The 24,660-nt window shown below is 41.0% G+C and carries 20 protein-coding genes; 17 read left to right on the top strand and 3 right to left on the bottom strand.

The genetic code is table 11. The annotated features are described in order from the left end of the window. The first annotated feature begins 85 nt into the window (after positions 1-85). From ilvG to ilvA, 4 genes are all read left to right on the top strand, one after another. Complete coding sequence (gene ilvG / locus AAX15_RS06325; protein WP_046939599.1) at positions 86-1,744, top strand: acetolactate synthase 2 catalytic subunit; 1,659 nt, start codon at positions 86-88, stop codon at positions 1,742-1,744. Further along, positions 1,744-1,962 carry an acetolactate synthase 2 small subunit gene (ilvM, locus tag AAX15_RS06320; RefSeq protein WP_046939598.1) on the top strand — a complete coding sequence of 73 codons (219 nt, stop codon included), beginning with the start codon at positions 1,744-1,746 and terminating at the stop codon, positions 1,960-1,962. Before ilvG ends, ilvM begins: the two co-directional genes overlap by 1 nt. 59 nt (positions 1,963-2,021) lie before the next feature. Then, complete coding sequence (gene ilvD, locus AAX15_RS06315; protein WP_046939597.1) at positions 2,022-3,860, top strand: dihydroxy-acid dehydratase; 1,839 nt, start codon at positions 2,022-2,024, stop codon at positions 3,858-3,860. Between the two features lie 80 nt (positions 3,861-3,940). Then, a complete protein-coding gene (gene ilvA, locus AAX15_RS06310) occupies positions 3,941-5,482 on the top strand; it encodes a threonine ammonia-lyase, biosynthetic (RefSeq protein WP_046939596.1) in 1,542 nt (513 codons plus the stop codon). Positions 5,483-5,520: 38 nt separating this feature from the next. Here the strand turns inward: ilvA and dnaE are convergent, their stop codons facing one another. Beyond that, positions 5,521-9,000, bottom strand: a complete 3,480-nt coding sequence (dnaE, locus tag AAX15_RS06305; protein WP_046939595.1) for a DNA polymerase III subunit alpha — start codon at positions 8,998-9,000, stop codon at positions 5,521-5,523. A gap of 235 nt (positions 9,001-9,235) precedes the next feature. On the opposite strand from dnaE, the gene AAX15_RS06300 reads away from it, so the two are divergent. Then, positions 9,236-10,888, top strand: coding sequence for a phospho-sugar mutase (locus AAX15_RS06300; protein WP_046939594.1), 1,653 nt, complete (start codon positions 9,236-9,238; stop codon positions 10,886-10,888). Positions 10,889-10,951: 63 nt separating this feature from the next. Here the strand turns inward: AAX15_RS06300 and ilvC are convergent, their stop codons facing one another. Next, on the bottom strand, positions 10,952-12,430 hold the full coding sequence (gene ilvC / locus AAX15_RS06295) for a ketol-acid reductoisomerase (protein ID WP_046939593.1): 1,479 nt from the start codon (positions 12,428-12,430) through the stop codon (positions 10,952-10,954). A gap of 685 nt (positions 12,431-13,115) precedes the next feature. On the opposite strand from ilvC, the gene ilvY reads away from it, so the two are divergent. From ilvY to AAX15_RS06255, 8 genes are read left to right on the top strand one after another with little or no spacing between them, the layout of a single operon-like run. Next, positions 13,116-13,994, top strand: a complete 879-nt coding sequence (ilvY, locus tag AAX15_RS06290; protein ID WP_046939592.1) for an HTH-type transcriptional activator IlvY — start codon at positions 13,116-13,118, stop codon at positions 13,992-13,994. A 31-nt stretch (positions 13,995-14,025) separates the two neighbouring features. Continuing rightward, positions 14,026-14,904 carry an EamA family transporter RarD gene (gene rarD, locus AAX15_RS06285; RefSeq protein WP_046939591.1) on the top strand — a complete coding sequence of 293 codons (879 nt, stop codon included), beginning with the start codon at positions 14,026-14,028 and terminating at the stop codon, positions 14,902-14,904. Then, positions 14,905-15,222 (top strand): thiosulfate sulfurtransferase GlpE, encoded by a 318-nt coding sequence (glpE, locus tag AAX15_RS06280; RefSeq protein WP_046939590.1) that lies wholly within the window; start codon positions 14,905-14,907, stop codon positions 15,220-15,222. A gap of 39 nt (positions 15,223-15,261) precedes the next feature. Then, the gene (locus tag AAX15_RS06275) at positions 15,262-17,178 is read left to right on the top strand and encodes an ABC transporter ATP-binding protein (RefSeq protein WP_046939589.1); all 1,917 of its coding nucleotides are present in this window, start codon (positions 15,262-15,264) and stop codon (positions 17,176-17,178) included. A gap of 9 nt (positions 17,179-17,187) precedes the next feature. Continuing rightward, positions 17,188-17,724, top strand: a complete 537-nt coding sequence (locus AAX15_RS06270; protein ID WP_046939588.1) for a DNA topoisomerase family protein — start codon at positions 17,188-17,190, stop codon at positions 17,722-17,724. A 15-nt stretch (positions 17,725-17,739) separates the two neighbouring features. Beyond that, positions 17,740-18,291 (top strand): L-threonylcarbamoyladenylate synthase type 1 TsaC, encoded by a 552-nt coding sequence (locus tag AAX15_RS06265; protein WP_046939587.1) that lies wholly within the window; start codon positions 17,740-17,742, stop codon positions 18,289-18,291. 3 nt (positions 18,292-18,294) lie between these two features. Continuing rightward, positions 18,295-19,113: a shikimate dehydrogenase gene (gene aroE / locus AAX15_RS06260; protein WP_046939586.1), complete on the top strand. Its 819-nt coding sequence runs from the start codon at positions 18,295-18,297 to the stop codon at positions 19,111-19,113. After that, the gene (locus AAX15_RS06255) at positions 19,110-19,667 is read left to right on the top strand and encodes a DNA-3-methyladenine glycosylase I (RefSeq protein WP_046939585.1); all 558 of its coding nucleotides are present in this window, start codon (positions 19,110-19,112) and stop codon (positions 19,665-19,667) included. Before aroE ends, AAX15_RS06255 begins: the two co-directional genes overlap by 4 nt. Here the strand turns inward: AAX15_RS06255 and AAX15_RS06250 are convergent. Then, positions 19,664-20,428 (bottom strand): glycosyltransferase family 2 protein, encoded by a 765-nt coding sequence (locus AAX15_RS06250; RefSeq protein ID WP_046939584.1) that lies wholly within the window; start codon positions 20,426-20,428, stop codon positions 19,664-19,666. The genes AAX15_RS06255 and AAX15_RS06250 overlap by 4 nt on opposite strands. A gap of 62 nt (positions 20,429-20,490) precedes the next feature. Between AAX15_RS06250 and waaA the strand changes: the two genes are divergently transcribed. Genes waaA through rep form a run of 4 tightly spaced genes read left to right on the top strand, consistent with a single transcriptional unit; the run spans position 20,491 to position 24,468 of the window. Next, positions 20,491-21,774: a lipid IV(A) 3-deoxy-D-manno-octulosonic acid transferase gene (waaA, locus tag AAX15_RS06245; RefSeq protein ID WP_046939583.1), complete on the top strand. Its 1,284-nt coding sequence runs from the start codon at positions 20,491-20,493 to the stop codon at positions 21,772-21,774. Further along, positions 21,771-22,241 carry a pantetheine-phosphate adenylyltransferase gene (gene coaD, locus AAX15_RS06240; RefSeq protein ID WP_046939582.1) on the top strand — a complete coding sequence of 157 codons (471 nt, stop codon included), beginning with the start codon at positions 21,771-21,773 and terminating at the stop codon, positions 22,239-22,241. The genes waaA and coaD overlap by 4 nt, the downstream gene beginning before the upstream one ends. Continuing rightward, entirely contained in the window at positions 22,238-22,450 is a 213-nt protein-coding gene (locus tag AAX15_RS06235) for a YceK/YidQ family lipoprotein (RefSeq protein WP_046939581.1), read from the top strand. Before coaD ends, AAX15_RS06235 begins: the two co-directional genes overlap by 4 nt. 5 nt (positions 22,451-22,455) lie before the next feature. Beyond that, a complete protein-coding gene (gene rep, locus AAX15_RS06230) occupies positions 22,456-24,468 on the top strand; it encodes a DNA helicase Rep (RefSeq protein ID WP_046939580.1) in 2,013 nt (670 codons plus the stop codon). Positions 24,469-24,660 lie beyond the last annotated feature (192 nt).

Genomic DNA, 24,660 nt, shown 5'->3' with positions numbered 1-24,660 from the left:
TTTCGTCCCAAACCCTACCAATGACTTGAAATTTCGCTACAATGCTGAACTTATCCCAAAATAAAAACAACAGGAAACAAACACAATGACAGGTGCACAACTCATCATGGAGTGCCTGAAATCACACCATGTTACGACTCTTTTCGGCTATCCAGGCGGCGCAATCATGCCAACCTACGATGCCCTTTATGACGCAGGCTTAGATCACTTACTTTGTCGTAATGAACAAGGGGCTGCCATCGCAGCGATCGGTTATGCTCGTTCCACAGGAAAAGTAGGCGTCTGTATTGCAACATCAGGCCCTGGCGCCACCAATTTAGTTACTGGATTAGGCGATGCCATGATGGACTCCATTCCCGTTGTAGCCATTACCGGTCAAGTTTCCTCCCCATTAATCGGCACGGATGCGTTCCAAGAAGCCGATGTTCTTGGACTTTCCCTTGCTTGCACTAAACACAGCTTTATCGTTCAAAGTGCGGATGAATTAGCCGATGTTTTTGCGGAAGCCTTTGAAATTGCCCAAAGCGGACGCCCCGGCCCAGTTCTTATTGATGTGCCTCGTGATATTCAAGTTGGTAAAGTACCTGTAAATATAAAAGCCTACGTTAAAACACTAGAAAAACCGACCGCACTTTCAGTAGATAAACTCGCTGAAGCAAAAGAATTATTAAAAAATGCTAAAAAACCGGTGCTTTATGTGGGGGGGGGTGTTGGTATGGCGAAGGCTGTTCCTGCCTTACGCGAATTTTTAACCCAGACTCAAATGCCATCAGTCTCAACTTTAAAAGGTTTAGGTTCAATTGATCCAAATGATGATGTGTATATGGGAATGATTGGTATGCATGGTACAAAAGCTGCTAATTTTGCCGTGCAAGAATGTGATTTGTTGCTCGTCTGCGGTGCGCGTTTTGACGATCGTGTAACAGGTAAACTCGATACTTTTGCGCCTCATGCAAAAGTGATTCATTGTGATATTGATGCAGCAGAAATCCATAAATTACGCCGTGCAGATGCTGCATTACAAGGGGATTTAATCCAAGCACTTAATGCACTCAAACAAGATCTTGATATTGAACCTTGGCGTGAACAAATCAGAAATTTCAAAGCAAAATTAGATTTCACTTATGTTGAAAATCAAGGCAACCGCCCGATTGATCCTTGGGCATTGCTCAACACCCTCTCTAATCGCAAACCAAATAATGCGGTAATTTGTACCGATGTAGGTCAGCATCAAATGTGGTCAGCGCAACATATGAAGCATTTTGCGCCAGAGAACTACATTACTTCGGCAGGTTTCGGTACAATGGGTTTTGGCTTACCCGCCGCAGTGGGGGCAAAAAAAGCACGCCCGCAAGATGAAGTCATTTTGGTTACGGGTGATGGTTCACTCATGATGAATATCCAAGAATTGGGTTCTATCAAACGCGGCAATTTACCGGTAAAAATTTTGCTATTAGATAACCAACGCTTAGGTATGGTTCGTCAATGGCAAGATTTATTCTGGAATAAACGTCGCAGTGAAACTATTTTAGATGACAACCCAGATTTTGTGATGCTTGCTAACTCGTTCGGTATTCCTGCAGAACGTATTGAGTCAGCAGATGATGTGGATGAAGCACTCAACCGATTATTAAACAGCAAAACAGCCTATTTATTACAAGTTTGTATTCCACCTGATGAATGTGTATGGCCACTTGTGCCACCGGGTGCATGTAACGCAGATATGGTAGAGGAGATGAACTAATGAATGAATATAAACTTGAACTCGTCGCTCGCCATTGTCCTGAAGTACTAGAACGCATTTTGCGTGTAGCACGTCACCGCGGATTTACCGTTACAACAATGAAAATGACACTGATTGAAACCCAAGTGCGGTTAAAAATCACCGTAAAATCTGACCGCACTTTAGATCTATTAGTGAATCAGTTGGCGAAATTGCCAGATGTAAACGAAATAAAATAAGAATTAAGTGCAAGGCATTGCACACTACTCTAACAAAATTTTACTCGGAGAGATTATTTATGCCAAAACTACGTTCAGCGACTAGTACACAAGGTCGTAATATGGCAGGCGCACGTGCCTTATGGCGTGCAACAGGGATGAAAGAAAATGACTTTGGTAAACCGATTATTGCGGTGGTGAACTCTTTCACCCAATTCGTACCAGGGCATGTGCATTTAAAAGATATGGGGCAGCTTGTTGCCGCAGAAATTGAAAAAGCAGGCGGCGTAGCAAAAGAATTTAACACTATTGCGGTGGATGATGGTATCGCAATGGGACACGGTGGAATGCTTTATTCTTTGCCAAGCCGTGATTTAATCGCAGACAGCGTGGAATATATGGTCAATGCACACTGTGCTGATGCGATGGTGTGTATTTCCAACTGCGACAAAATCACTCCAGGAATGTTAATGGCGGCAATGCGCTTAAATATTCCAACTATCTTCGTTTCAGGCGGTCCAATGGAAGCAGGCAAAACAAAACTTTCTGATCAATTAATCCGCTTAGATTTAGTGGATGCGATGATTGAAGCAGCCGATCCGAATGTGTCAGATGAACGTATTGATGCCATTGAACGTAGCGCTTGCCCAACTTGTGGTTCTTGCTCAGGAATGTTTACCGCAAACTCTATGAACTGCTTAACCGAAGCCTTAGGTTTATCTTTACCAGGCAACGGTTCTATGTTAGCTACTCACGCAGACCGCAAAGAATTATTCTTAAAAGCTGGTCGTCAAATTGTTGAGCTTTGCAAACGTTATTACGAACAAGATGATGCAAGCGTATTGCCTCGTTCAATCGGTACCTTTGATGCCTTTGAAAATGCAATGAGCCTCGATATCGCAATGGGTGGTTCAAGCAATACTGTTTTACACTTATTAGCGGCAGCACAAGAAGCCGGCGTAGATTTTAAAATGGAAGATATTGACCGTTTATCGCGCAAAGTACCTTGTTTAAGCAAAATTGCGCCAAACACCAATAAATACCACATGGAAGACGTACACCGTGCAGGTGGTATTATGGGATTGTTGGGTGAATTAGATCGCGCTGGATTAATTCATAAAAATACGCACACCGTGCTTGGAATGAGCATGGGAGAACAACTAGACCAATACGATATTATTCGCAATCAAGATGAAGAATTACATAAATTCTTCCGTGCAGGCCCTGCAGGCATCCGCACAACTCAAGCATTCTCACAAGATTGCCGCTGGGATACCGTCGATAATGATCGTGTAAATGGTTGTATTCGCAATAAAGAAAATGCGATTTCACAAGAAGGTGGCTTAGCCGTATTATTCGGTAATCTCGCTGAAGACGGATGTATCGTTAAAACCGCGGGTGTAGATGAATCTATTTGGAAATTCACCGGCCGTGCAATCGTATTTGAAAGCCAAGAAGATGCGGTTGCAGGTATTTTAGGTGGCAAAGTGAAAGAAGGTCATGTCGTTGTTATCCGTTACGAAGGCCCTAAAGGCGGACCTGGTATGCAAGAAATGTTATACCCAACCAGTTACTTAAAATCGATGGGCTTGGGCAAAAAATGTGCTTTATTAACGGATGGTCGTTTCTCTGGTGGTACATCAGGCTTGTCTATTGGACATGCTTCACCAGAAGCCGCTTCTGGCGGTGCAATCGGCTTAGTACGTGATGGCGATATTATCAACATTGATATTCCAAATCGTGCAATTAACTTAGAAATCAGTAATGAAGAACTCGCAGCACGCAGAACTGAACAAGATCAAAAAGGTTGGCAGCCAGCTAACCGTGAGCGTGAAGTATCTTTCGCATTGAAAGTATTCGGTCACTTCGCCACCTCTGCGGACAAAGGTGCGGTACGCGATAAAACATTATTAAAATAATTTAACGGTTCCCCCTCCTTCATAAGAGGGGGATAAAACAAAGGAAAAACTAACCGCACTTCATCATCAAAACAAACACTATGAAAAATCTACTCACCAATCCTCAACCTTCTCAATCAGATTATATCAATGCTATTGTTAAACTTGGTTCGCGCGTATATGAAGCTGCGCAAGTGACCCCTTTACAAAAAATGGGAAAACTTTCTGAACGACTGCACAATAATATCTGGATTAAACGTGAAGACCGTCAGCCAGTAAATAGTTTTAAACTACGCGGCGCTTACGCAATGATTTCTAGCCTTTCAGCAGAACAAAAAGCAGCGGGCGTGATAGCAGCATCTGCGGGTAACCATGCACAAGGCGTGGCATTATCAGCGAAACAACTAGGCTTAAAAGCATTGATCGTCATGCCACAAAACACGCCAAGCATTAAAGTGGATGCCGTGCGTGGTTTTGGTGGTGAGGTGTTGTTGCATGGTGCTAATTTCGATGAAGCCAAAGCAAAAGCTATCGAGCTTTCAAAAGAAAAAAACATGACATTTATTCCACCATTCGATCATCCATTAGTGATCGCAGGACAAGGCACATTAGCGATGGAAATGCTACAACAAGTGGCAGATTTGGATTATGTGTTTGTACAAGTCGGTGGAGGAGGCTTAGCTGCGGGTGTGGCAATTTTGCTTAAGCAATTTATGCCAGAAATTAAAATCATCGGTGTAGAATCAAAGGATTCTGCATGCTTAAAAGCGGCTCTCGATAAAGGCGAGCCAACAGATTTAACCCATGTTGGATTATTTGCGGATGGCGTTGCCGTAAAACGTATTGGTGACGAAACATTCCGTCTATGTCAGCAATATCTTGATGATATGGTACTGGTCGATAGTGACGAAGTGTGCGCAGCAATGAAAGATTTATTTGAGAACGTTCGTGCTGTTGCAGAACCATCAGGTGCATTAGGTTTAGCTGGTTTGAAAAAATATGCAAAACAAAACCATATTGAAGGTAAAAATATGGCGGCAATTTTGTCTGGTGCGAACTTGAATTTCCACACATTACGTTATGTATCTGAACGTTGTGAAATTGGTGAAAACAGAGAAGCTTTATTAGCTGTGACCATGCCTGAACAACCTGGTAGTTTCTTAAAATTTGCTTATGTATTAGGTAACCGAGCTGTAACTGAATTCAGTTATCGTTATGCAGATGATAAACGTGCTTGTGTGTTTGTTGGGGTAAGAACGACAAATGAGCAAGAAAAAGCAGATATTATTGCAGACCTCACAAAAAATAGTTTTGATGTTGAGGATATGTCTGATGATGATATTGCGAAAACTCATGTTCGCTATTTAATGGGAGGGCGAGCAGCCAATGATAACGAACGCTTATATACGTTCGAATTCCCAGAGCAAAAAGGCGCGTTATTGAAATTCTTGGAAACGTTACAAAATCGTTGGAATATTTCATTATTCCACTATCGTGCCCACGGCGCGGACTATGGAAATATCCTTGCAGGTTTCCAAATTGAAGAATGCGAACAGCCAGAATTTGAACAGGCACTTGCTCAACTCAATTATGTTTTTGAAGATGTAACAGAAAGCAAATCTTATCGTTATTTTTTACGCTAATCTTATAAAAAAGGCGTGATATTTTTCACGCCTTTGTATTATTCAAACTCTAATTCCACAGCACTTTCGCCAAGTAAATTCACCAATTCCGTCAGAATTTCATCTGTTGGAATGATCGACCATTGCACGCCCAAACGTAACAACGCACGACCTTTCGGACTTTGATAATACACGTTAATCGGCAACGTTCCACCACTAACAGGCTCAAGTAATGCTTTAAGTTGTTTAATGAAACTTGGTGTAATTTGATGCTCAGAAAGGCTGATAGCTAAGGATTTGACATAACGAGAACGAGCCTCATCTAAGGTCATTAACTCTCGCACCGTCATTTTTAAGCCACCTGAGAAATCATCAAAGCTCACTTGCCCTGAAGCAACAATCACCGTATCTTTTTGTAATTTCTCACCAAATTGTTCTAGACTTTCACCAAATAATGTTAAATCTAAGCGACCAGAACGATCGTCTAATGTAGCAATGCCTAAGCGGTTGCCTTTTTTTGTGATTGCAATTCGTGATGCGATCAATAACCCCGCCACAGTACTAATTTGTCCACGGCGATTTGGTGCAAGATCTTTCAACCGCGTCGATGTGTAATGGGAAAGTTCTTTTAAATAACGGCTAACAGGATGGCTGCTTAAATAAAGCCCCAAGGTTTCTCGTTCGCCATCAAGAATTTGTTTTTCAGTGTAAGGTGGTGTATTGGCATAGGCATTTTCCACGTCCTCATGGGTTTCAGTCAGCACGCCGAACATATCCGTTTGCCCCATTGCTTCATCTTTCGCATGCTGATCGGACGCTCTAAGCGCATCTTCTAAATTCTTAGAAAGTGCGGCTCGATGTGGGCCTAATTTATCAAACGCACCTGACATGATTAGACTTTCAAAGGTACGGCGGTTAATTTTTTTCAAATCTACACGAGCGCATAAATCAAATAAATCTTTGAAAATCCCCCCTTCATTTCTTGCCGTAACAAGTGCTTCAATCGGGCCTTCCCCCACACCTTTAATCGCGCCAATACCATATACAATATCACCTTGTTCATTGACGCTAAAATGGTGTTTGCCGATATTAATATCTGGTGGCGTTACTTTTAAGCCCATACGTAAACATTCGTCGTACAAACCTACGATTTTATCCGTGTTATCCATTTCAGATGTCATTACCGCTGCCATAAATTCTGCAGGGAAATGGGTTTTGAGCCAAAGGGTTTGGTAAGACACCAAGGCATAAGCAGCGGAGTGAGATTTATTAAAACCATAGCCAGCAAATTTTTCCACCAAGTCGAAAATCTTCATGGATAGCTCGCCATCTACGCCGTTTTTCTCCGCACCTTCTTTAAATACAGAACGCTGTTTTGCCATTTCCTCTGGCTTTTTCTTACCCATTGCACGACGCAATAAATCAGCCCCACCCAGCGTATAGCCAGCCAACACCTGCGCAATTTGCATCACTTGTTCTTGATACAAAATAATACCGTAAGTCGGCTCAAGAATAGGTTTCAAGCTTTCATGTTGATATTCTGCGTCAGGGTAAGAGACTTCTTCTCGCCCATGTTTACGGTCAATAAAGTTATCCACCATGCCTGATTGCAACGGGCCAGGACGGAACAATGCCACCAACGCGATGATATCTTCAAAACAGTCAGGTTGCAGGCGCTTAATCAAATCCTTCATACCACGCGATTCCAACTGGAACACAGCGGTGGTTTCAGAACGTTTAAGTAATTCAAAAGATTCAGGATCATCAAGTGGAATGGCAGCAATATCTACTCTAGGCTTGCCTTCACGCACCATACGAGCATTAATCATATCTAATGCCCATTTGATGATGGTGAGAGTACGCAATCCTAGGAAGTCGAATTTCACAAGCCCCGCATATTCCACATCATTTTTATCAAAGTGAGTAACTGGATGTAAGCCTTCATTATCACAATAGAGCGGTGCAAAATCAGTAATTAAAGTTGGCGAAATGACCACGCCACCAGCATGTTTACCTGCATTACGCGTCACGCCTTCCAGCTTGCGCGCCATATCAATCAATGCTTGCACTTCTTCATCACTGTCGTAGGCGGTCTGTAATTGTGGCTCGGCTTCAAATGCTTTCGCAAGCGTCATACCCGGATCTGGCGGAATCAATTTAGAAATACGATCAACGAAACCATACGGATGCCCCAATACGCGCCCCACATCACGAATAACCGCTTTCGCCGCCATGGTTCCAAAGGTGATAATTTGTGATACCGCGCCACGACCGTAGGTTTCAGCAACGTGCTCAATCACTCGGTCTCGACCATCCATACAGAAATCCACGTCGAAATCGGGCATAGACACACGTTCTGGATTTAAGAAACGTTCAAAAAGCAAATCAAACTCTAGCGGATCTAAATCCGTGATTTTTAATGCGTAAGCTACTAATGAACCAGCACCAGAACCACGACCCGGCCCAACAGGAATGTCGTTATCTTTCGACCACTGAATAAATTCCATTACGATCAAAAAATAACCTGGGAATCCCATTTGGTTAATCACATCCAACTCAACTTGCAAGCGTTCATCATATTTTGGTCTTTTTTCTAACCGCACTTTTTCATCGGGGAATAAAAAAGCTAAGCGTTCTTCCAAACCTTCTTTTGCTTTTTGCACCAAGAAATCTTCTGTACTTAAATCTCCCGTCGGGAATTGAGGTAAGAAATATTGACCAAGGCGCAAAGTGACACTACAACGCTGCGCAATTAATAAGGTATTTTCGAGAGCGGAAGGAATGTCAGCGAATAACTTGCACATTTCGTCTTCGCTGCGGAAATATTGTTGTGGGGTATAATGTTTTGGACGTTTAGGATCGTCTAAAGTATAGCCATCGTGAATCGCTACGCGAATTTCGTGGGCTTCAAAATCCTCTGCATTCAAAAACATCACATCATTAGTTGCGACTAGTGGTAAATTACAACGTTTTGATAATTTCAAAGCTGCTTGAATATAACGTTCTTCATTGGGGCGACCAGTACGACTTAATGCCAAATAAAAATGATCGGCAAAAAATTCTTGGTAAAAAGCGACCGCACTTTCAATTTCGGCTACGTTTTCTTTCAACAATTTTTTACCTACATCGCCTTGCGTCCCCCCTGACAAAATAATCACGCCCTCGCGATGTTCAATTAACCAATCTTGATCAATATAAGGTAAATAGTTATAACCTCGTTGATAAGCCTTTGATAACAATAAAGTAATATTTTTATAGCCTTCATTATTTTTAGCCAGCAAAGTAAGATCAAAGTATTCATCGCCACACAATGTACTTTTTACTTTTACATCTGCACCGATAATTGGCTTCATACCCGAAGAAAGCATTTCGCCATAAAAACGCACCACACCGCAAAAATTAGTAAAATCCGTTAATCCCATCGCGACCATTTCATTGGCAGCACAAGCTTTCACGAGAGGTTTCACTTTGACGATACTGTCGATCATCGAGAAATCAGTGTGCGTGCGAAGATGGACGAAACGAGGCTGGGATGACATTGAAAATCCTTAAAGTGCGGTTAAATTTTGCCGTAAATATTGAGTCGGTATTATAGCGAATTTTTCAAATAAATGCCTATGCAACAAATGGCTTTCCTAATTAGCTCGGATAACCGATTGCGTGAATAAAAAATGTTAAGTAGATCAAAATTTTAATAATTATCCGTTCCCATTTTGGGTGATTTCGGCTAGTCTAGCAGCGATTTATTTATTTCAAGAAAATAAGGATGATCCTATGACAACTCTTTTTCATGTAGCGCAAAATTGGTTAAACCAAGATCCTGACGCAGAAACTCGTGCAGAATTAACCGCACTTTTAGATGCGGTAAAAGGCGGAGATAAAGCGGCAGAAGCAGAATTGCACGCACGTTTTGATGGTCGCTTACAATTTGGTACGGCTGGTTTACGTGGCCGTTTACAAGCTGGTTCAATGGGGATGAACCGAGTTTTAGTTTCTCAAGCTGCTGGCGGTTTAGCGGAATATTTAAAAGGTTACGACAAAGAACCTTCTATCGTAATTGGTTACGATGGCCGTAAAAACTCCGATGTTTTTGCCCGTGACACCGCTGAAATTATGGCGGGCGCAGGCGTAAAAGCCTACTTACTTCCACGCAAATTACCTACGCCAGTTTTAGCTTATGCTATCCAATATTTTGATACCACTGCAGGTGTAATGGTAACCGCAAGCCACAACCCACCAGAAGATAACGGCTATAAAGTGTATTTAGGTAAAGCAAATGGCGGCGGTCAAATCGTTTCACCGGCGGATAAAGATATCGCAGCATTAATTGATAAAGTTGCGGCTGGCAATATCCAAGATTTACCACGTAGCGATAATTATGTGGTGTTAAATGATGAAGTGGTAGATGCGTACATTGCAAAAACCGCATCATTAGCTAAAGAGCCAGCTTGCGACATTAACTATGTTTATACCGCTATGCACGGTGTTGGCTATGAAGTTTTAAGTAAAACGCTAGCAAAAGCAGGCTTACCACAACCTCACGTAGTAGCAGATCAAGTTTGGCCAGATGGCACATTCCCAACTGTGAATTTCCCAAATCCAGAAGAAAAAGGCGCATTAGATTTAGCAATTAAAGTGGCAAAAGAAAAGAATGCTGAATTTATCATTGCTAATGACCCAGATGCAGACCGTTTAGCTGTTGCTGTGCCTGATGCGCAAGGCAACTGGAAATCACTACACGGCAACGTGGTCGGCTGTTTCTTAGGGTGGTACTTAGCAAAACAATATCAAGGCAAACAAGGCACATTGGCTTGCTCGCTTGTTTCTTCTCCTGCACTCGCTGAAATTGCGAAAAAATACGGTTTCCAATCAGAAGAAACCTTAACTGGTTTCAAATATATCGGTAAAGTATCTGGCTTATTGTTTGGTTTTGAAGAAGCATTGGGCTATTTAGTAGATCCAGACAAAGTACGTGATAAGGACGGTATTTCTGCAGCAATCGTGTTCTTAGATCTTGTGCGTAACTTGAAAAAACAAGGCAAAACTTTAGCGGATTATGCTGATGAATTTACCAAAGAATTTGGTGCTTATGTGAGTGGACAAATCTCTATTCGAGTCAGCGATCTTTCAGAAATCGGAAAATTAATGACATCACTTCGTAACAATCCACCAGCAGAAATCGCTGGCGTGAAGGTGGCACAATTTATCGATCATACTAAAACAGATCGTCAAAGCGATATCCTTGTATTTAACTTGGAAAATGGCGGACGCTTAATTGCTCGTCCTTCTGGTACTGAACCAAAAATTAAATTCTACTTAGATGCACGCGGCACCGACCCACAGGATGCAGATCGCGTATTAGCAGAATTTGATGAAGGTGTTCGTCACATTCTTCGCCAAGATGCTTATGGCAAACAAGATTGCTAATTGCTTCTAAAAATAACAATCCGCACTTTTTACGTGCGGATTATTATTTGGTTTAATTCAGTACTAACCTGCAACTGCGATACGTTTCATATCCGTCATATAACCACGTAATTCTTGACCGATTAATTCAACAGGATGGTTACGAATTGCATCGTTTACATCGCGTAAGGTAATGTTATCGATTTCCACTGCTGGAGTAGGCTCGCCCAAGTCACCTTTTTGAAGGTTAGGGATAATTTCTTTTGCAAGAATTGGAGTCGCTACGTTAGAGAATAAGTAGTTACCATATTCTGCAGTATCAGAAATTACCACGTTCATTTCGTATAAGCGTTTACGTGCTATGGTGTTCGCAATTAATGGCAATTCGTGAAGTGATTCGTAGTAAGCTGATTCTTCATAAATACCGCTTGCAACCATTGCTTCAAAAGCTAATTCTACTCCGGCTTTCACCATTGCGATCATTAATACGCCGTTATCAAAGTATTCTTGTTCGCTAATTTTGCCATCATATTTTGGTGCATTTTCAAAGGCTGTTTTACCTGTTGCTTCACGCCATGCGAATAAGTCTTTGTCGCCATTTGCCCAGTCACCCATCATTGTTGCAGAGAAGTGACCGCTAATGATGTCATCCATGTGTTTGTAGTATAAGAAACCAAGGCTTTCTTTGATTTGTTCAGCAAGTTCAAATGCACGTAATTTTGCGCTGTTTGATAGGCGATCCATCATTAATGTGATACCACCTTGTTTTAATGCCTCGGTAATGGTTTCCCAACCGTATTGGATTAATTTACCTGCGTATGCTGGATCTTTACCGTCTGCCACTAATTTGTCATAACATACGATAGAACCTGCCTGTAACATACCGCAAAGGATAGTTTGCTCACCCATTAAGTCAGATTTTACTTCTGCAACGAATGAAGATTCTAAAACACCCGCTTTATGACCGCCAGTTGCAGCAGCCCATGCTTTTGCGATCGCCATGCCTTCACCTTTCGGGTCATTTTCAGGGTGGACTGCGATTAATGTTGGCACACCGAAACCACGTTTGTATTCTTCACGTACTTCAGTACCCGGACATTTTGGCGCAACCATCACAACCGTAATGTCTTTACGGATTTCTTCGCCTACTTCAACAATGTTGAAACCGTGTGAATAACCAAATGCAGAGTCTTTTTTCATTAAAGGCATCACATCAGCAACTACTTTAGAGTGTTGTTTGTCTGGTGTTAAGTTTACGACTAAATCTGCAGTTGGAATTAATTCTTCATAAGTACCAACTTTAAAACCATTTTCAGTTGCGCGTTGGAATGATGCACGTTTTTCAGCAATCGCTTCAGGGCGTAAGGCATAACTAATATCTAAGCCAGAATCACGCATATTCAAACCTTGGTTCAAGCCTTGCGCACCACAGCCCACGATAACGATTTTTTTGCCTTTTAAGAAGTTTGCTTCATCTGCAAATTCTTCGCGATCCATAAAACGACAACGACCTAATTGGTCTAATTTTTGACGTAAATTTAATGTGTTGAAATAGTTAGCCATTTTGTTGTCCTTAATTGTGTAAGGTGAATAATTGTATGATGTTGTGTTTGCATATTTTTTTGTTGTGGGTGGGATTATAAAGTTTTTTGTGATTGCGTAAAGTGATATTATAGGAATGTAACGTTGCGATTTGTGCAATTATGTTGTTTTTTTGTGGATTGGCATCGTATTTCGCTCGATGAGAGACCTACTTTCTTTTACTCGTGTAAAAGAAAGTAGGCAAAGAAAACACGCCCCAATTAAATCGCAGTTCTTTGCTTTGTTTCAATTTTCTTAACGGCAATTTGCTGAACTCGCTACGCTCAAACAGACGCAAATTGCCTGAAAATTGAAAGTCGCAAAGGCGATTTATATGGGGATTAGAATATATCAGAGCGTTATTAAAAAGTGCGGTTAGTTTTCTGGTATTTTTTTAAAATACGCTAAATTTTACCCGCATTTTAAATTGAAGAAAGAACAAATTAGCTCCCTTCTTTGCCGCCTGAAAAATTGGAAATTTGTAGGAAATTTTCGTCTGTTTGAGCGTAGCGAGTTCAGAAAATTTCCGTTAAGCAAATTTCCAATTTTTCAGGAAGTAAGGCAAAGTAGGGCGTGTTTTCTTTTTGCCTACTTTTGCTTTGCACGAGCAAAGAAAAAGTAGGTCGCCGTCAGGCGAAACCCTGACTCAAATAAAATAGATATCATTATGGACTTCAACGATCTCAACTTATTCATCAAATTATCAGAAACCCAAAACTTCGCTAAAACCGCCACCCAAAACCACATGTCCCCCTCCACCCTTTCCCGTCAAATTCAACGGTTGGAAGACGAGCTAGGGAAAACACTTTTTATCCGTGATAATCGCCAAGTCAAACTTACTGAATATGGCGAGAAATTTTTGCAATTTGCTAAAACAGAATGGCAAAACTGGCAACAATTTAAACAACAGCTCAAGGATGAATCTGATGAACTTTGTGGTGAAATTAAACTTTTTTGCTCTGTAACCGCATCTTATAGCCATCTTCCGCAGGTACTCAAACAATTTCGCCAGCGTTATCCTAAAGTGGAAATTCAGCTGACGACGGGTGATCCAGCGCTTGCATTAGAGTTGATTCAAACCCAACAAGTTGACCTCGCTATTGCAGGTAAGCCGAATAATCTGCCATCGAGTGTGGTATTCCATAAAATTGATGATATTAGCTTATCTTTAATTGCACCGCGTGTGGCTTGTTTGGCGACACAATTACTGCAAGAAAAACCAATTAATTGGCAGCAAATGCCTTTTATTTTCCCTGTTGAAGGGCATGCACGGCAACGGATTGAGCAATGGCTGCGGGAGAAACACATTAAACATCCGAAAATTTATGCCACCGTTGCAGGGCACGAAGGGATTGTTCCGATGGTTGGATTGGGATTCGGATTAGCGATGTTGCCTGATGCGGTAATTGACAATAGCCCAATGAATAACCAAATATCCAGACTTAATCTCGATAAGCCTATTGAGCCTTTTGAATTGGTTATTTGCACCCAAAAAAGAAATCTCGAACAACCCTTAATCCGTGCATTTTGGGCAATGTTAGAATAGAATGATTGGCTGTTTAGAATAAGGATTTCTTATGTTTAAAGGTGTTCTCGTTTCATTACTTGCCTCATTTTTATTTGGCTATATGTATTATTTTTCTACGCTACTCAAACCTTTAAGTGGCACGGATATCTTCGGTTATCGGATGCTTTTTACGTTTCCCTTTGTTGTCCTTTCCGTATTTATGTTTAAGCAGAAAAATGTGTTAATTCATCGCTTAAAACTCATCAAAAAACAACCGCACTTGGCATTGCCCTATCTTTTTTGCGGCTTATTGATGGGGTTTCAAATGTGGCTTTTTCTTTGGGCGCCGAATAATGGCAGTTCTTTGAGCGTGTCTTTTGGTTATTTGCTTTTGCCTATTGTCATGGTGGCGGCAGGTCGCTTAATTTTTAAAGAACGTATTTCAACGTTCAAATTTATTGCAGTCGTAATTGCCGCATTGGGTGTAATTTCTAATATTGTGCTAAAAGGCGGGCTTTCCTGGGAAGCCATTGTGATTTGTGTTGGCTATACCACCTATTTTTCCGTTCGAAAAGCATTAAAAAATAGCGATCTCGCTTCTTTTTGTTTAGAGATGTTGAGCCTAATCCCAATTAGCATTTATTTTGCCTTGCAAACAGATTTCGCTGTAGTCGAACAAAGTAACCCTAATATTTGGGGGCTGCTTGTATTGCTTGGATTAATTAGTGGCACCGCATTGATTGCTTATGTGATTGCCAGCAACATGTTACCGATGAATTTGCTTGGGCTACTTGGCTATGTGGAAACCATTATGATGATTTTCGTATCGTTTTTTATCGGTGAACAAATTGACGCCGAAAGTTACCCGCTTTTTATTTGTTTAGTGCTCGCTATGATTCTTGTTGTGATTGATGGTGTGTACAAACAGCACGTAAAAGGAAGTTTATAAATGTCATTTAAAGAAATTACGCCACAACAAGCGTGGGAAATGGTCCAGCAGGGGGCGATGTTAGCCGATATTCGCGATGATGCCCGCTTTACCCACTCGCATCCTAAAGGTGCTTTTCATTTAACAAATCAAAGTTTTTTGCAATTTGAAGAGTTAGTAGATTTTGACTCCCCCATTATTGTGAGTTGCTATCATGGCGTGAGCAGTAAAAATGTAGCGACCTTTCTAGTGGAACAAGGCTATGAAAATGTGTTTAGTATTATTGGTGGGTTTGATGGCTGGGAGAAAGCAAATTTACCAATAGAAAGAGAATATTAATTTAAATTGTAAAAATATATTGAATTAAGAATTTTATTCATGATTGTATTTAGTAACTTATCCTTAAAACGAGGGCAAACGGAGCTTCTCGAAAATGCTTCTGCTACGATTAATCCCAAGCAAAAAGTCGGTTTAGTGGGGAAGAATGGTTGTGGAAAATCTTCGCTTTTTGCCTTATTAAAAAAAGAATTAACGCCAGAGGGCGGTGAGGTAAATTATCCAGCAAATTGGCGGGTATCTTGGGTGAATCAAGAAACGCCTGCATTGGATATTTCAGCGATTGATTATGTAATTCAAGGGGATCGTGAATATTGTCGTTTACAACAAGAGCTTAATTTGGCAAATGAACGCAATGACGGTAACGCTATTGCGCGCATTCATGGGCAATTAGAAACCTTGGATGCGTGGACAATTCAATCTCGTGCAGCTTCTTTATTGCATGGTTTAGGATTCAGTCAGGAAGAAACAAGCCAGCCAGTGAAGGCTTTTTCGGGCGGTTGGCGGATGCGTTTGAATTTGGCACAAGCTCTGCTTTGTCCGTCAGATTTATTATTACTTGATGAACCGACGAACCATTTGGATTTGGATGCGGTTATTTGGTTGGAGCGTTGGCTAGTGCAATATCAAGGTACCTTGGTATTAATTTCTCACGACCGTGATTTTCTCGACCCGATTGTGACAAAAATCCTCCATATCGAAAATCAGAAGTTCAACGAATACACGGGCGATTATTCTTCCTTTGAAGTGCAACGGGCAACCAAGCTGGCACAACAAACAACCATGTATCGTCAGCAACAACAAAAGATTTCCCATTTACAAAAATATATTGATCGCTTTAAAGCCAAAGCCACTAAAGCCAAACAGGCTCAAAGCCGTATGAAAGCCTTAGAGCGCATGGAACTGATCGCACCTGCTTATGTGGATAATCCTTTTACCTTTGAATTTCGTCCACCACAATCCTTGCCGAATCCGTTAGTGATGATTGAGCAGGCGAGTGCGGGCTATGGTAGTGGAGAAAGTGCGGTAGAAATTTTAGGTAAAATTAAACTGAATTTGGTGCCCGGCTCGCGGATTGGTTTACTCGGGAAAAATGGTGCGGGAAAATCAACCTTAATTAAATTATTAGCGGGAGAACTGACCGCACTTTCAGGTACAGTGCAGTTGGCAAAAGGTGTGCAACTTGGCTATTTTGCCCAGCATCAATTAGATACTTTGCGCGCAGACGAATCCGTTCTCTGGCATATGCAAAAACTCGCTCCTGAGCAAACGGAGCAACAAGTTCGAGATTATTTGGGCAGTTTTGCGTTCCATGGCGATAAAGTAAATCAAGCAGTGAAATCCTTTTCTGGTGGTGAAAAAGCTCGATTAGTGTTGGCTTTGATTGTTTGGCAACGCCCGAATTTGTTATTACTTGATGAACCGACTAACCATTTGGATTTGGATATGCGCCAGGCATTAACCGAAGCGCTGGTGGATTACGAAGGTTCTTTGGTGGTGGTGTCTCACGATCGTCATTTACTGCGCAATACCGTAGAAGAGTTTTACTTGGTTCACGATAAAAAAGTGGAAGAATTCAAAGGCGATTTAGAAGACTATCAAAAATGGCTGAGTGAACAAAACAGCACGCCTGAAAATAAAGGCTCAGAAAAAGTTGGTGATAATGAAAATTCGGTTCAAAATCGTAAGGAACAAAAACGCCGTGAAGCAGAGTTACGCCAACAAACTGCGCCATTGCGTAAAAAAATCACGCAATTAGAAGAAAAAATGAATAAATTTTCTTCTGAGCTTGCGAACATAGAAAATCAGCTGGCAGATGCTGAATTATATAGTGCCGAAAATAAAGAAAAATTGACCGCACTTTTGGCACAACAAGTGGATGTGAAGAAAGCATTGGATGATGTAGAAATGGAATGGATGACCGCTCAGGAAGAATTGGAAGAAATACTTCAAGCATAAGGAAAGATTATGAATCAAAGCCTTTTTCATCATAGCAAACAACAGGAATATTGCCCTCAATGTGGTGCGCCTTTGCAAATTAAACAAGGCAAAAAAGGGCTGTTTTTAGGTTGTTCTGCTTATCCTGAATGTGATTATTTGCGTCCTTTGCAATGGGCGGAACATAAAGTATTAAAAACACTTGATGAAATTTGTCCGAAGTGCGGTAATTTATTGCAGTTGAAACAAGGTAGTTTTGGGATGTTTATTGGTTGTAGCCATTATCCTGAATGTGATTTTGTGGTGCGGGAAGAATCTGAGTCTGAGGAAAAAATTGCTTGTCCTGAATGTAAAACGGGGCATTTGATTTCTCGTCGGGGTCGCCAAGGAAAAATTTTTTACGGCTGTGATAATTTCCCTAAATGTAAATTTTCTTTGCCTGCCAAGCCTTATACCGTGCCTTGCCCGACGTGCCATTTCCCACTTTCTTTGTTAAAAAGTGAAGATGGGGAAAAACAAATTTTCCAGTGTGCAAATAAAACTTGCCGTCATATTTTTGAGCAATAAAAGTAAAAGAGTGAAATGAATAGAGAACAAATTGCCGAGGCGCTTCGACAAAATCAAGTGGTTGCATATCCCACTGAAGCTGTATTTGGCTTGGGCTGTAATCCACAAAGTGAAAGTGCGGTAAAAAAATTACTTGATTTGAAGCAACGCCCAGTGGAAAAAGGGCTGATTTTGGTCGCGCCTAGCTTAGATTTTTTCCGTCCTTTTGTCGATTTTGAGCTGATTAACGATGAACAGCTTTCTCGCCTGCAAGGCAAATATGAACGCCCAACTACTTGGATTGTGCCAGCAAAATCAACAATCCCGCATTTTCTCACAGGCAAATTTGATAGCATTGCGGTACGTTTGTGCGATCACCCATCTGTGAAAGCTTTGTGTGAAATCACAGGGTTTGCATTAACTTCGACTAGCGCAAATCTGACTGGTGAGCCACCTTGCCGCACCGCCGATGAAGTGCGGTCACAATTCGGTGCAAATTTTCCAGTATTAGATGAAACTATAGGCGGGGCGTGCAATCCATCCGAAATTCGAGACTTGCGCACAAATCAACTTTTTAGACAGGGATAATTTATGGATTTTTATGCTGTGTGGGGCAATCCGATTGCGCAAAGTAAATCCCCATTGATTCAAAATAAGTTAGCAGCTCAAACGCATCAAACAATGGAATACATTGCAAAATTAGGTGATCTTGATGCTTTTGAACAACAGCTTTTAGGATTTTTTGAGGATGGTGCGAAAGGTTGCAATATTACTTCGCCTTTTAAAGAACGTGCCTACCAGCTGGCAGACGAATATAGCCAACGAGCAAAATTGGCGGAAGCCTGCAATACGCTAAAAAAACTCGATGATGGAAAACTTTATGCGGATAATACCGATGGGATTGGTTTGGTAATGGATTTACAACGTTTGAATTGGCTTTATCCAAATCAACGCATATTAATTCTAGGAGCAGGCGGAGCAACAAAAGGCGTATTATTGCCACTTTTACAAGCTCAACAAAATATTCTCCTTGCCAACCGCACTTTTTCGAAAGCCAAAGAATTAGCCGAAAGATTTCAGCCTTACGGCAATATTCAAGCGGCCTCAATGGATTCTATTCCGCTACAAACTTATGATTTGGTGATTAATGCAACTTCCGCTGGATTAAGTGGTGGAACTGCCCCAGTTAATGGTGAAATTTTAAAATTAGGCTCAGCTTTTTACGATATGCAATATGCGAAAGGCGCAGACACGCCATTTATTGCATTATGCAAAAGTTTGGGTTTAACCAATGTTAGCGATGGCTTTGGAATGCTGGTCGCGCAAGCAGCACATTCTTTCCATTTATGGCGAGGCGTAATGCCAGATTTTGTGGCAGTTTATGAACAGCTTAAAAAGGAGATGTTATGATTACTCGATGCCCTTGGGTTGGTGAACAACCTATTTATATTGATTATCATGACAATGAATGGGGTAAGCCTGAATTCGACAGCCAAAAGCTATTTGAAAAAATTTGTTTGGAAGGGCAGCAAGCGGGGCTTTCGTGGATTACGGTTTTGAAAAAACGTGAATCTTACCGCGTAGCCTTTCATCAATTTGATCCGAAAAGAATTGCGAAAATGACCGCACTTGATATTGATGCTTGTATGAAAAATGCAGGATTAATTCGCCATCGAGCCAAGTTAGAGGCTATTGTCAAAAATGCGAAAGCTTATTTGGAGATGGAAAAGTGCGGTGAAAATTTCAGTGATTTTGTTTGGTCATTTGTCAATCATAAACCGATTGTCAATGATGTGCCTGATTTGCGTACTGTACCAGCTAAAACAGAAGCATCTAAAGCACTTTCTAAAGCCTTAAAAAAACGTGGTTTCGTCTTTGTTGGCGAAACCACATGCTATGCGTTTATGCAATCTATGGGGTTAGTGGACGATCATTTAAATAATTGTCCTTGCAAAACTCGCTAGTGTTTATGCTGATCGCGCTCCCATAAATCGGCGTATTTTACAAAGGTTGAATGTGCCGATAACACCGCTAATAAAAATCCTTGTTTGCCATCTAAAAAACCCGCTTTTAACAAATACATCTTCACAAAACAACCGAGCGCATGCGTGATTCCTTGCCAAAGTGTGGCTTTTTTTCCTTTAGCTTGGCGTTGGTCTGCCCAGGCCTTTGCATAACCCGCGGATTTCACTAGATAATGATGAATGCTTTTATAAGTGAAATGCTCTAAATCACCTGTCAATTTTTCTACTTTTGTCCTAGCTGGAAATTCCACTTTTTCATGTACAAGTGAATCGTTATATTGCGCATAATTTGTACGATAGAGACGAACCACATAATCGGGATACCAGCCTGAATGGCGAATTTCACGTCCAAATACTTCACTCACTCGTGGAATTTCATAAACGGTATTTTCTCGATCATTTTTAACCGCACTTAAGATAGCCTGTTGTAGTTTAGGCGTAACGCGTTCGTCTGCATCTAACCAGAGTACATAATCACTGGTTACATATTGTTGGGCTAATTGGCGTTGTTTACCAAAGCCAGGCCAGTTGCTATTTTCATAGAATTTCGCCCCATAACTGAGCGCAATTTCTTTAGTATTATCTGTGCTGCCAGAATCTAGAATAATAATTTCATCCACCCAATCTTTTACAGTGTCTAAGCAATTGGCGAGGTCTTGTGCTTCATTTTTTACGATAATCGCAACGCTAATTGTAGGCATATTTTCAATCCTTTTTTTGCTATACTAGCCGAAATTTTTTCAAGTATAACTGAATTTCATTTATGTGGCGTTTTTTTTATACGAGCTTGATGTATCTGATTCAACCATTGGTGCTGCTCTTTATGTGGCTACGCGGATTTAAGGCACCGAATTACCGAAAAAGGCTTGGTGAGCGTTATGGTTTTTATGCCTCACTGACACCGCCTAAGGCTGGTGGTATCGTTATTCATGCGGCATCAGTGGGTGAGGTTATTGCTGCTACGCCACTCGTGCAAAAACTCCAACAAAATTACCCGCACTTACCTATTACTTTCACTACGGTCACCCCTACGGGTTCTGATCGTGTCAAACCGGCTTTTGGTGATAGCGTTTTCCATTGTTATTTACCTTACGATATACCTTGCGCCATTAATCGTTTTATTGACTTTGTTCAACCAAAACTTTGTATTGTGATTGAAACCGAACTTTGGCCAAATTTAATTCAACAATTTTCTCGCTGTGATATTCCTTTTGTGGTGGCAAATGCACGCTTGTCTGCTCGTTCCGCGCGCCGTTATGGAAAAATTAAACCGCGTTTGCAAAATATGTTTTCACAAATTGATTTAATTGCACCTCAAGACAAAATTAGCAGTAATCGTTATTTGGATTTAGGTTATCGCAAAGATAAATTGAAGGTGACGGGTAATATTAAATATGATCTTGCCATCACTGATGAGTTACGTGAAAAGATTGATGCTTTACGAGCACTTTGGGTAAAAAATCGTCCGATCTGGATTGCTGCGAGTACCCATGAAGGCGAAGAGCAAATTATCTTACAAGCACATCGCCAATTATTGGAAAAATACCCAAATTTATTGTTATTGCTCGTTCCTCGCCATCCAGAGCGTTTTAATGTGGTGGCTGATTTACTTAAAAAGGAAAAATTCCAATTTATTTGCCGTTCTACAAATGAGTTACCAAATGAGAATACTCAAGTGATTTTTGGCGACAGCATGGGTGAACTTATGTTGATGTATGGCGTTTCTGATATTGCTTTTGTGGGTGGAAGCCTTGTGAAACATGGTGGACATAATCCACTGGAACCTCTTGCATTCAAGATGCCAGTGATTACCGGCAAGCATACTTTCAATTTCCCTGAGATATTCCGAATGCTGGTGGAAGTACAAGGTGTGTTGGAAGTTAATTCAACAGCAGATGCCTTAGAACGTGCGGTAGAGGCCTTATTAAATTCAAAAGAAGCCCGCGAACGTTTAGGTAATGCTGGCTATGAGGTACTGATGGAAAACCGAGGGGCATTACAGCGTTTGTTAGATTTATTAAAACCTTATTTGGAGTGCAATGTATGACGAGCGTGATTTATCCCGGTACTTTTGACCCGATTACGAACGGTCATTTAGACATTATTGAAAGAAGTGCGATAATTTTTCCTCGTGTTTTAGTGGCGGTGGCAAATAGTCCAAGCAAAAAGCCACTATTTTCTTTGGATGAACGCGTAGAACTTGTGCGTCAATCTGTTGCGCATTTATCCAATGTGGAGGTGTTTGGCTTTTCTGATTTGTTGGCCAATGTGATTAAGCAGCATAATATTTCCGCAATTATTCGCGGCGTACGCACAACAACAGATTTTGAATATGAACTTCAATTGGCGGCACTGAATCGTTTACTCACAAAAGGCGTAGACAGTCTGTTTTTCCCACCAGCAGAAAAATGGGCGTTTGTTTCTTCCACCATTGTGCGTGAAATTTATTTGCATGGCGGTGATGTCGCTGAGCTAGTTCCTGTGCCTGTGTTTAATGCGTTAAAAGCACGATGATAAAAATCTTTATTTTTTTGACCGCACTTATCGCTTTATCTGGTTGTGGTTCCGTGATTAAACTTATCGATCCAACAGAAAAATATACCGCCTATGCAGGGGCTGCTTATGATCTTGAAATGGCTCAACAATGGGGATTGCCAATCTTAGATTTGCCCCTCTCATTTTTATTAGACACCGTATTACTGCCCTATTCGTGGGCCCAATAATTCTTATGAAACTCAATCCTCAACAACAACAAGCCGTTGAATATGTTACAGGCCCTTGCCTTGTACTTGCTGGCGCTGGCTCAGGCAAAACTCGCGTAATCATTAATAAAATTGCCCATTTAATTGGAAAGTGCGGTTATTCTCCTAAACAAATTGCCGCAGTGACTTTTACTAACAAAGCCGCACGCGAGATGAAAGAGCGTGTGGCACATTCCATTGGCAAAGCACAATCTAAAGGCTTGCTTGTATCCACTTTTCATACGCTCGGTTTTGACATTATTAAGCGTGAATATAAAGCGCTTAGCTTTAAATCTAATATGACCTTGTTTGATGAACATGATCAATTTGCGTTGTTAAAAGAGCTAACCGCTGATGTGTTAAAAGAAGATAAGGATTTATTGCGTGAGTTAATTTCAGTGATTTCTAATTGGAAGAACGATTTGATTTCGCCAAAACAGGCGTTTGCATTGGCGCGTGATGCTAAATATCAAACTTTTGCAAAATGTTATGAGCGTTATGCCACACAAATTCGAGCCTACAACGCCCTTGATTTTGATGATTTGATTATGCTGCCGACGTTGTTGTTCAAGCAAAATGAAGAAGTGCGGGCAAAATGGCAGGCAAAAATTCGTTATTTGTTGGTGGATGAATATCAAGACACCAACACCAGCCAATATGAACTGATTAAACTTTTAGTGGGTGATCGTGCTTGTTTCACTGTGGTGGGCGATGATGACCAATCTATTTATTCATGGCGTGGTGCACGACCAGAAAATATGGTGCGTTTACGCGATGATTTTCCTCGTTTGCAAGTGATTAAGCTAGAGCAAAACTACCGTTCAACCCAACGTATTTTGCATTGCGCCAATATTTTGATTGATAACAATGAGCACGTGTTTGATAAGAAACTTTTTTCAACTATTGGTGAAGGGGAAAAATTGCTTGTTATCGAAGCAAAAAATGAAGAACACGAAGCAGAGCGGATTGTCGCCGAGTTGATCGCCCATCGTTTTAGCCGTAAAACTAAATATAAAGATTATGCGATTTTGTATCGAGGCAATCATCAATCTCGATTACTCGAGAAAGTACTGATGCAAAACCGTATTCCTTACAAAATTTCGGGCGGTACTTCTTTTTTCTCCCGTGCAGAAATCAAAGATATGATGGCGTACTTGCGCTTGGTGGTGAATCAAGATGATGACGCAGCATTTCTGCGTATTGTGAATACACCGAAACGTGAAATTGGCACCGCAACGTTACAAAAACTTGGTGAGTTGGCTCAAGAAAAACACATTAGTTTGTTTGACGCTATTTTTGAGTTTGAACTTATTCAACGCATCACGCCAAAAGCCTATGATTCATTGCAAAAATTTGGACGTTGGATTGTAGAACTTAATGATGAAATTCAACGTTCTGAACCAGAACGTGCGGTACGTTCTATGTTATCCGCAATTCATTATGAAGAATATTTGTACGAATACGCGACAAGCCCTAAAGCGGCAGAAATGCAAAGTAAGAATGTCGCCACGCTATTTGATTGGGTTGCGGATATGTTAAAAGGCGATGAAACCAATGAACCGATGAACCTTAATCAAGTAGTAACCCGCCTGACATTACGGGATATGTTGGAGCGAGGTGAAGACGATGATGAGAGCGATCAAGTTCAATTGATGACATTACACGCATCCAAGGGATTGGAATTTCCTTATGTTTATTTGATCGGTATGGAAGAAGGCATTTTGCCCCACCAAACCAGCATTGATGAAGACAACGTGGAAGAAGAACGCCGCTTGGCTTATGTTGGCATCACAAGAGCGCAAAAAGAACTTACTTTTTCCTTATGCCGTGAGCGCCGCCAATATGGTGAATTAGTTCGCCCAGAACCGAGCCGATTTTTAGCTGAATTACCCAATGATGATGTGTTATGGGAACGCGATAAACCAAAACTCACCACCGAGCAAAAACAAGAAAAAACACAAAATCAACTTGATCGATTAAGGGCGATTTTGAAAGGATGATATAGGTAAGGGAAAATTTTTATTTTCCCTTTATTTACATTATTTTAATTTCGCTTTGAAGAATTGCTCGAATTTCTCAAATGGAATTTTGCGTGGTAGTTTGAAGTTTGCTTTTGTACTACACAAAATGGCGTGCTTTCTGCAGTTATAGGTAATTACCTTTTACACCTTGGAATACAAATTCATAAATGT

The sequence above is a fragment of the Haemophilus haemolyticus genome, from assembly GCF_001008275.1.
GTDB classification, from domain to species: Bacteria; Pseudomonadota; Gammaproteobacteria; order Enterobacterales; family Pasteurellaceae; genus Haemophilus; species Haemophilus haemolyticus_P.
This window is presented reverse-complemented; position numbering and strand designations above follow the sequence as displayed.

Bases quoted from the DNA above. Each gene is read 5' to 3' on its own strand.
- AAX15_RS06250 (WP_046939584.1), bottom strand. From the start codon at position 20,428: ATGCCTACAATTAGCGTTGCGATTATCGTAAAAAATGAAGCACAAGAC.
- coaD (WP_046939582.1), top strand. From the start codon at position 21,771: ATGACGAGCGTGATTTATCCCGGTACTTTTGACCCGATTACGAACGGT.
- aroE (WP_046939586.1), top strand. From the start codon at position 18,295: ATGGATTTTTATGCTGTGTGGGGCAATCCGATTGCGCAAAGTAAATCC.
- rarD (WP_046939591.1), top strand. From the start codon at position 14,026: ATGTTTAAAGGTGTTCTCGTTTCATTACTTGCCTCATTTTTATTTGGC.
- AAX15_RS06255 (WP_046939585.1), top strand. From the start codon at position 19,110: ATGATTACTCGATGCCCTTGGGTTGGTGAACAACCTATTTATATTGAT.
- waaA (WP_046939583.1), top strand. From the start codon at position 20,491: ATGTGGCGTTTTTTTTATACGAGCTTGATGTATCTGATTCAACCATTG.
- ilvM (WP_046939598.1), top strand. From the start codon at position 1,744: ATGAATGAATATAAACTTGAACTCGTCGCTCGCCATTGTCCTGAAGTA.
- AAX15_RS06300 (WP_046939594.1), top strand. From the start codon at position 9,236: ATGACAACTCTTTTTCATGTAGCGCAAAATTGGTTAAACCAAGATCCT.
- ilvG (WP_046939599.1), top strand. From the start codon at position 86: ATGACAGGTGCACAACTCATCATGGAGTGCCTGAAATCACACCATGTT.
- AAX15_RS06265 (WP_046939587.1), top strand. From the start codon at position 17,740: ATGAATAGAGAACAAATTGCCGAGGCGCTTCGACAAAATCAAGTGGTT.
- AAX15_RS06235 (WP_046939581.1), top strand. From the start codon at position 22,238: ATGATAAAAATCTTTATTTTTTTGACCGCACTTATCGCTTTATCTGGT.
- ilvA (WP_046939596.1), top strand. From the start codon at position 3,941: ATGAAAAATCTACTCACCAATCCTCAACCTTCTCAATCAGATTATATC.
- glpE (WP_046939590.1), top strand. From the start codon at position 14,905: ATGTCATTTAAAGAAATTACGCCACAACAAGCGTGGGAAATGGTCCAG.
- dnaE (WP_046939595.1), bottom strand. From the start codon at position 9,000: ATGTCATCCCAGCCTCGTTTCGTCCATCTTCGCACGCACACTGATTTC.
- AAX15_RS06275 (WP_046939589.1), top strand. From the start codon at position 15,262: ATGATTGTATTTAGTAACTTATCCTTAAAACGAGGGCAAACGGAGCTT.
- ilvC (WP_046939593.1), bottom strand. From the start codon at position 12,430: ATGGCTAACTATTTCAACACATTAAATTTACGTCAAAAATTAGACCAA.
- ilvD (WP_046939597.1), top strand. From the start codon at position 2,022: ATGCCAAAACTACGTTCAGCGACTAGTACACAAGGTCGTAATATGGCA.
- rep (WP_046939580.1), top strand. From the start codon at position 22,456: ATGAAACTCAATCCTCAACAACAACAAGCCGTTGAATATGTTACAGGC.
- ilvY (WP_046939592.1), top strand. From the start codon at position 13,116: ATGGACTTCAACGATCTCAACTTATTCATCAAATTATCAGAAACCCAA.
- AAX15_RS06270 (WP_046939588.1), top strand. From the start codon at position 17,188: ATGAATCAAAGCCTTTTTCATCATAGCAAACAACAGGAATATTGCCCT.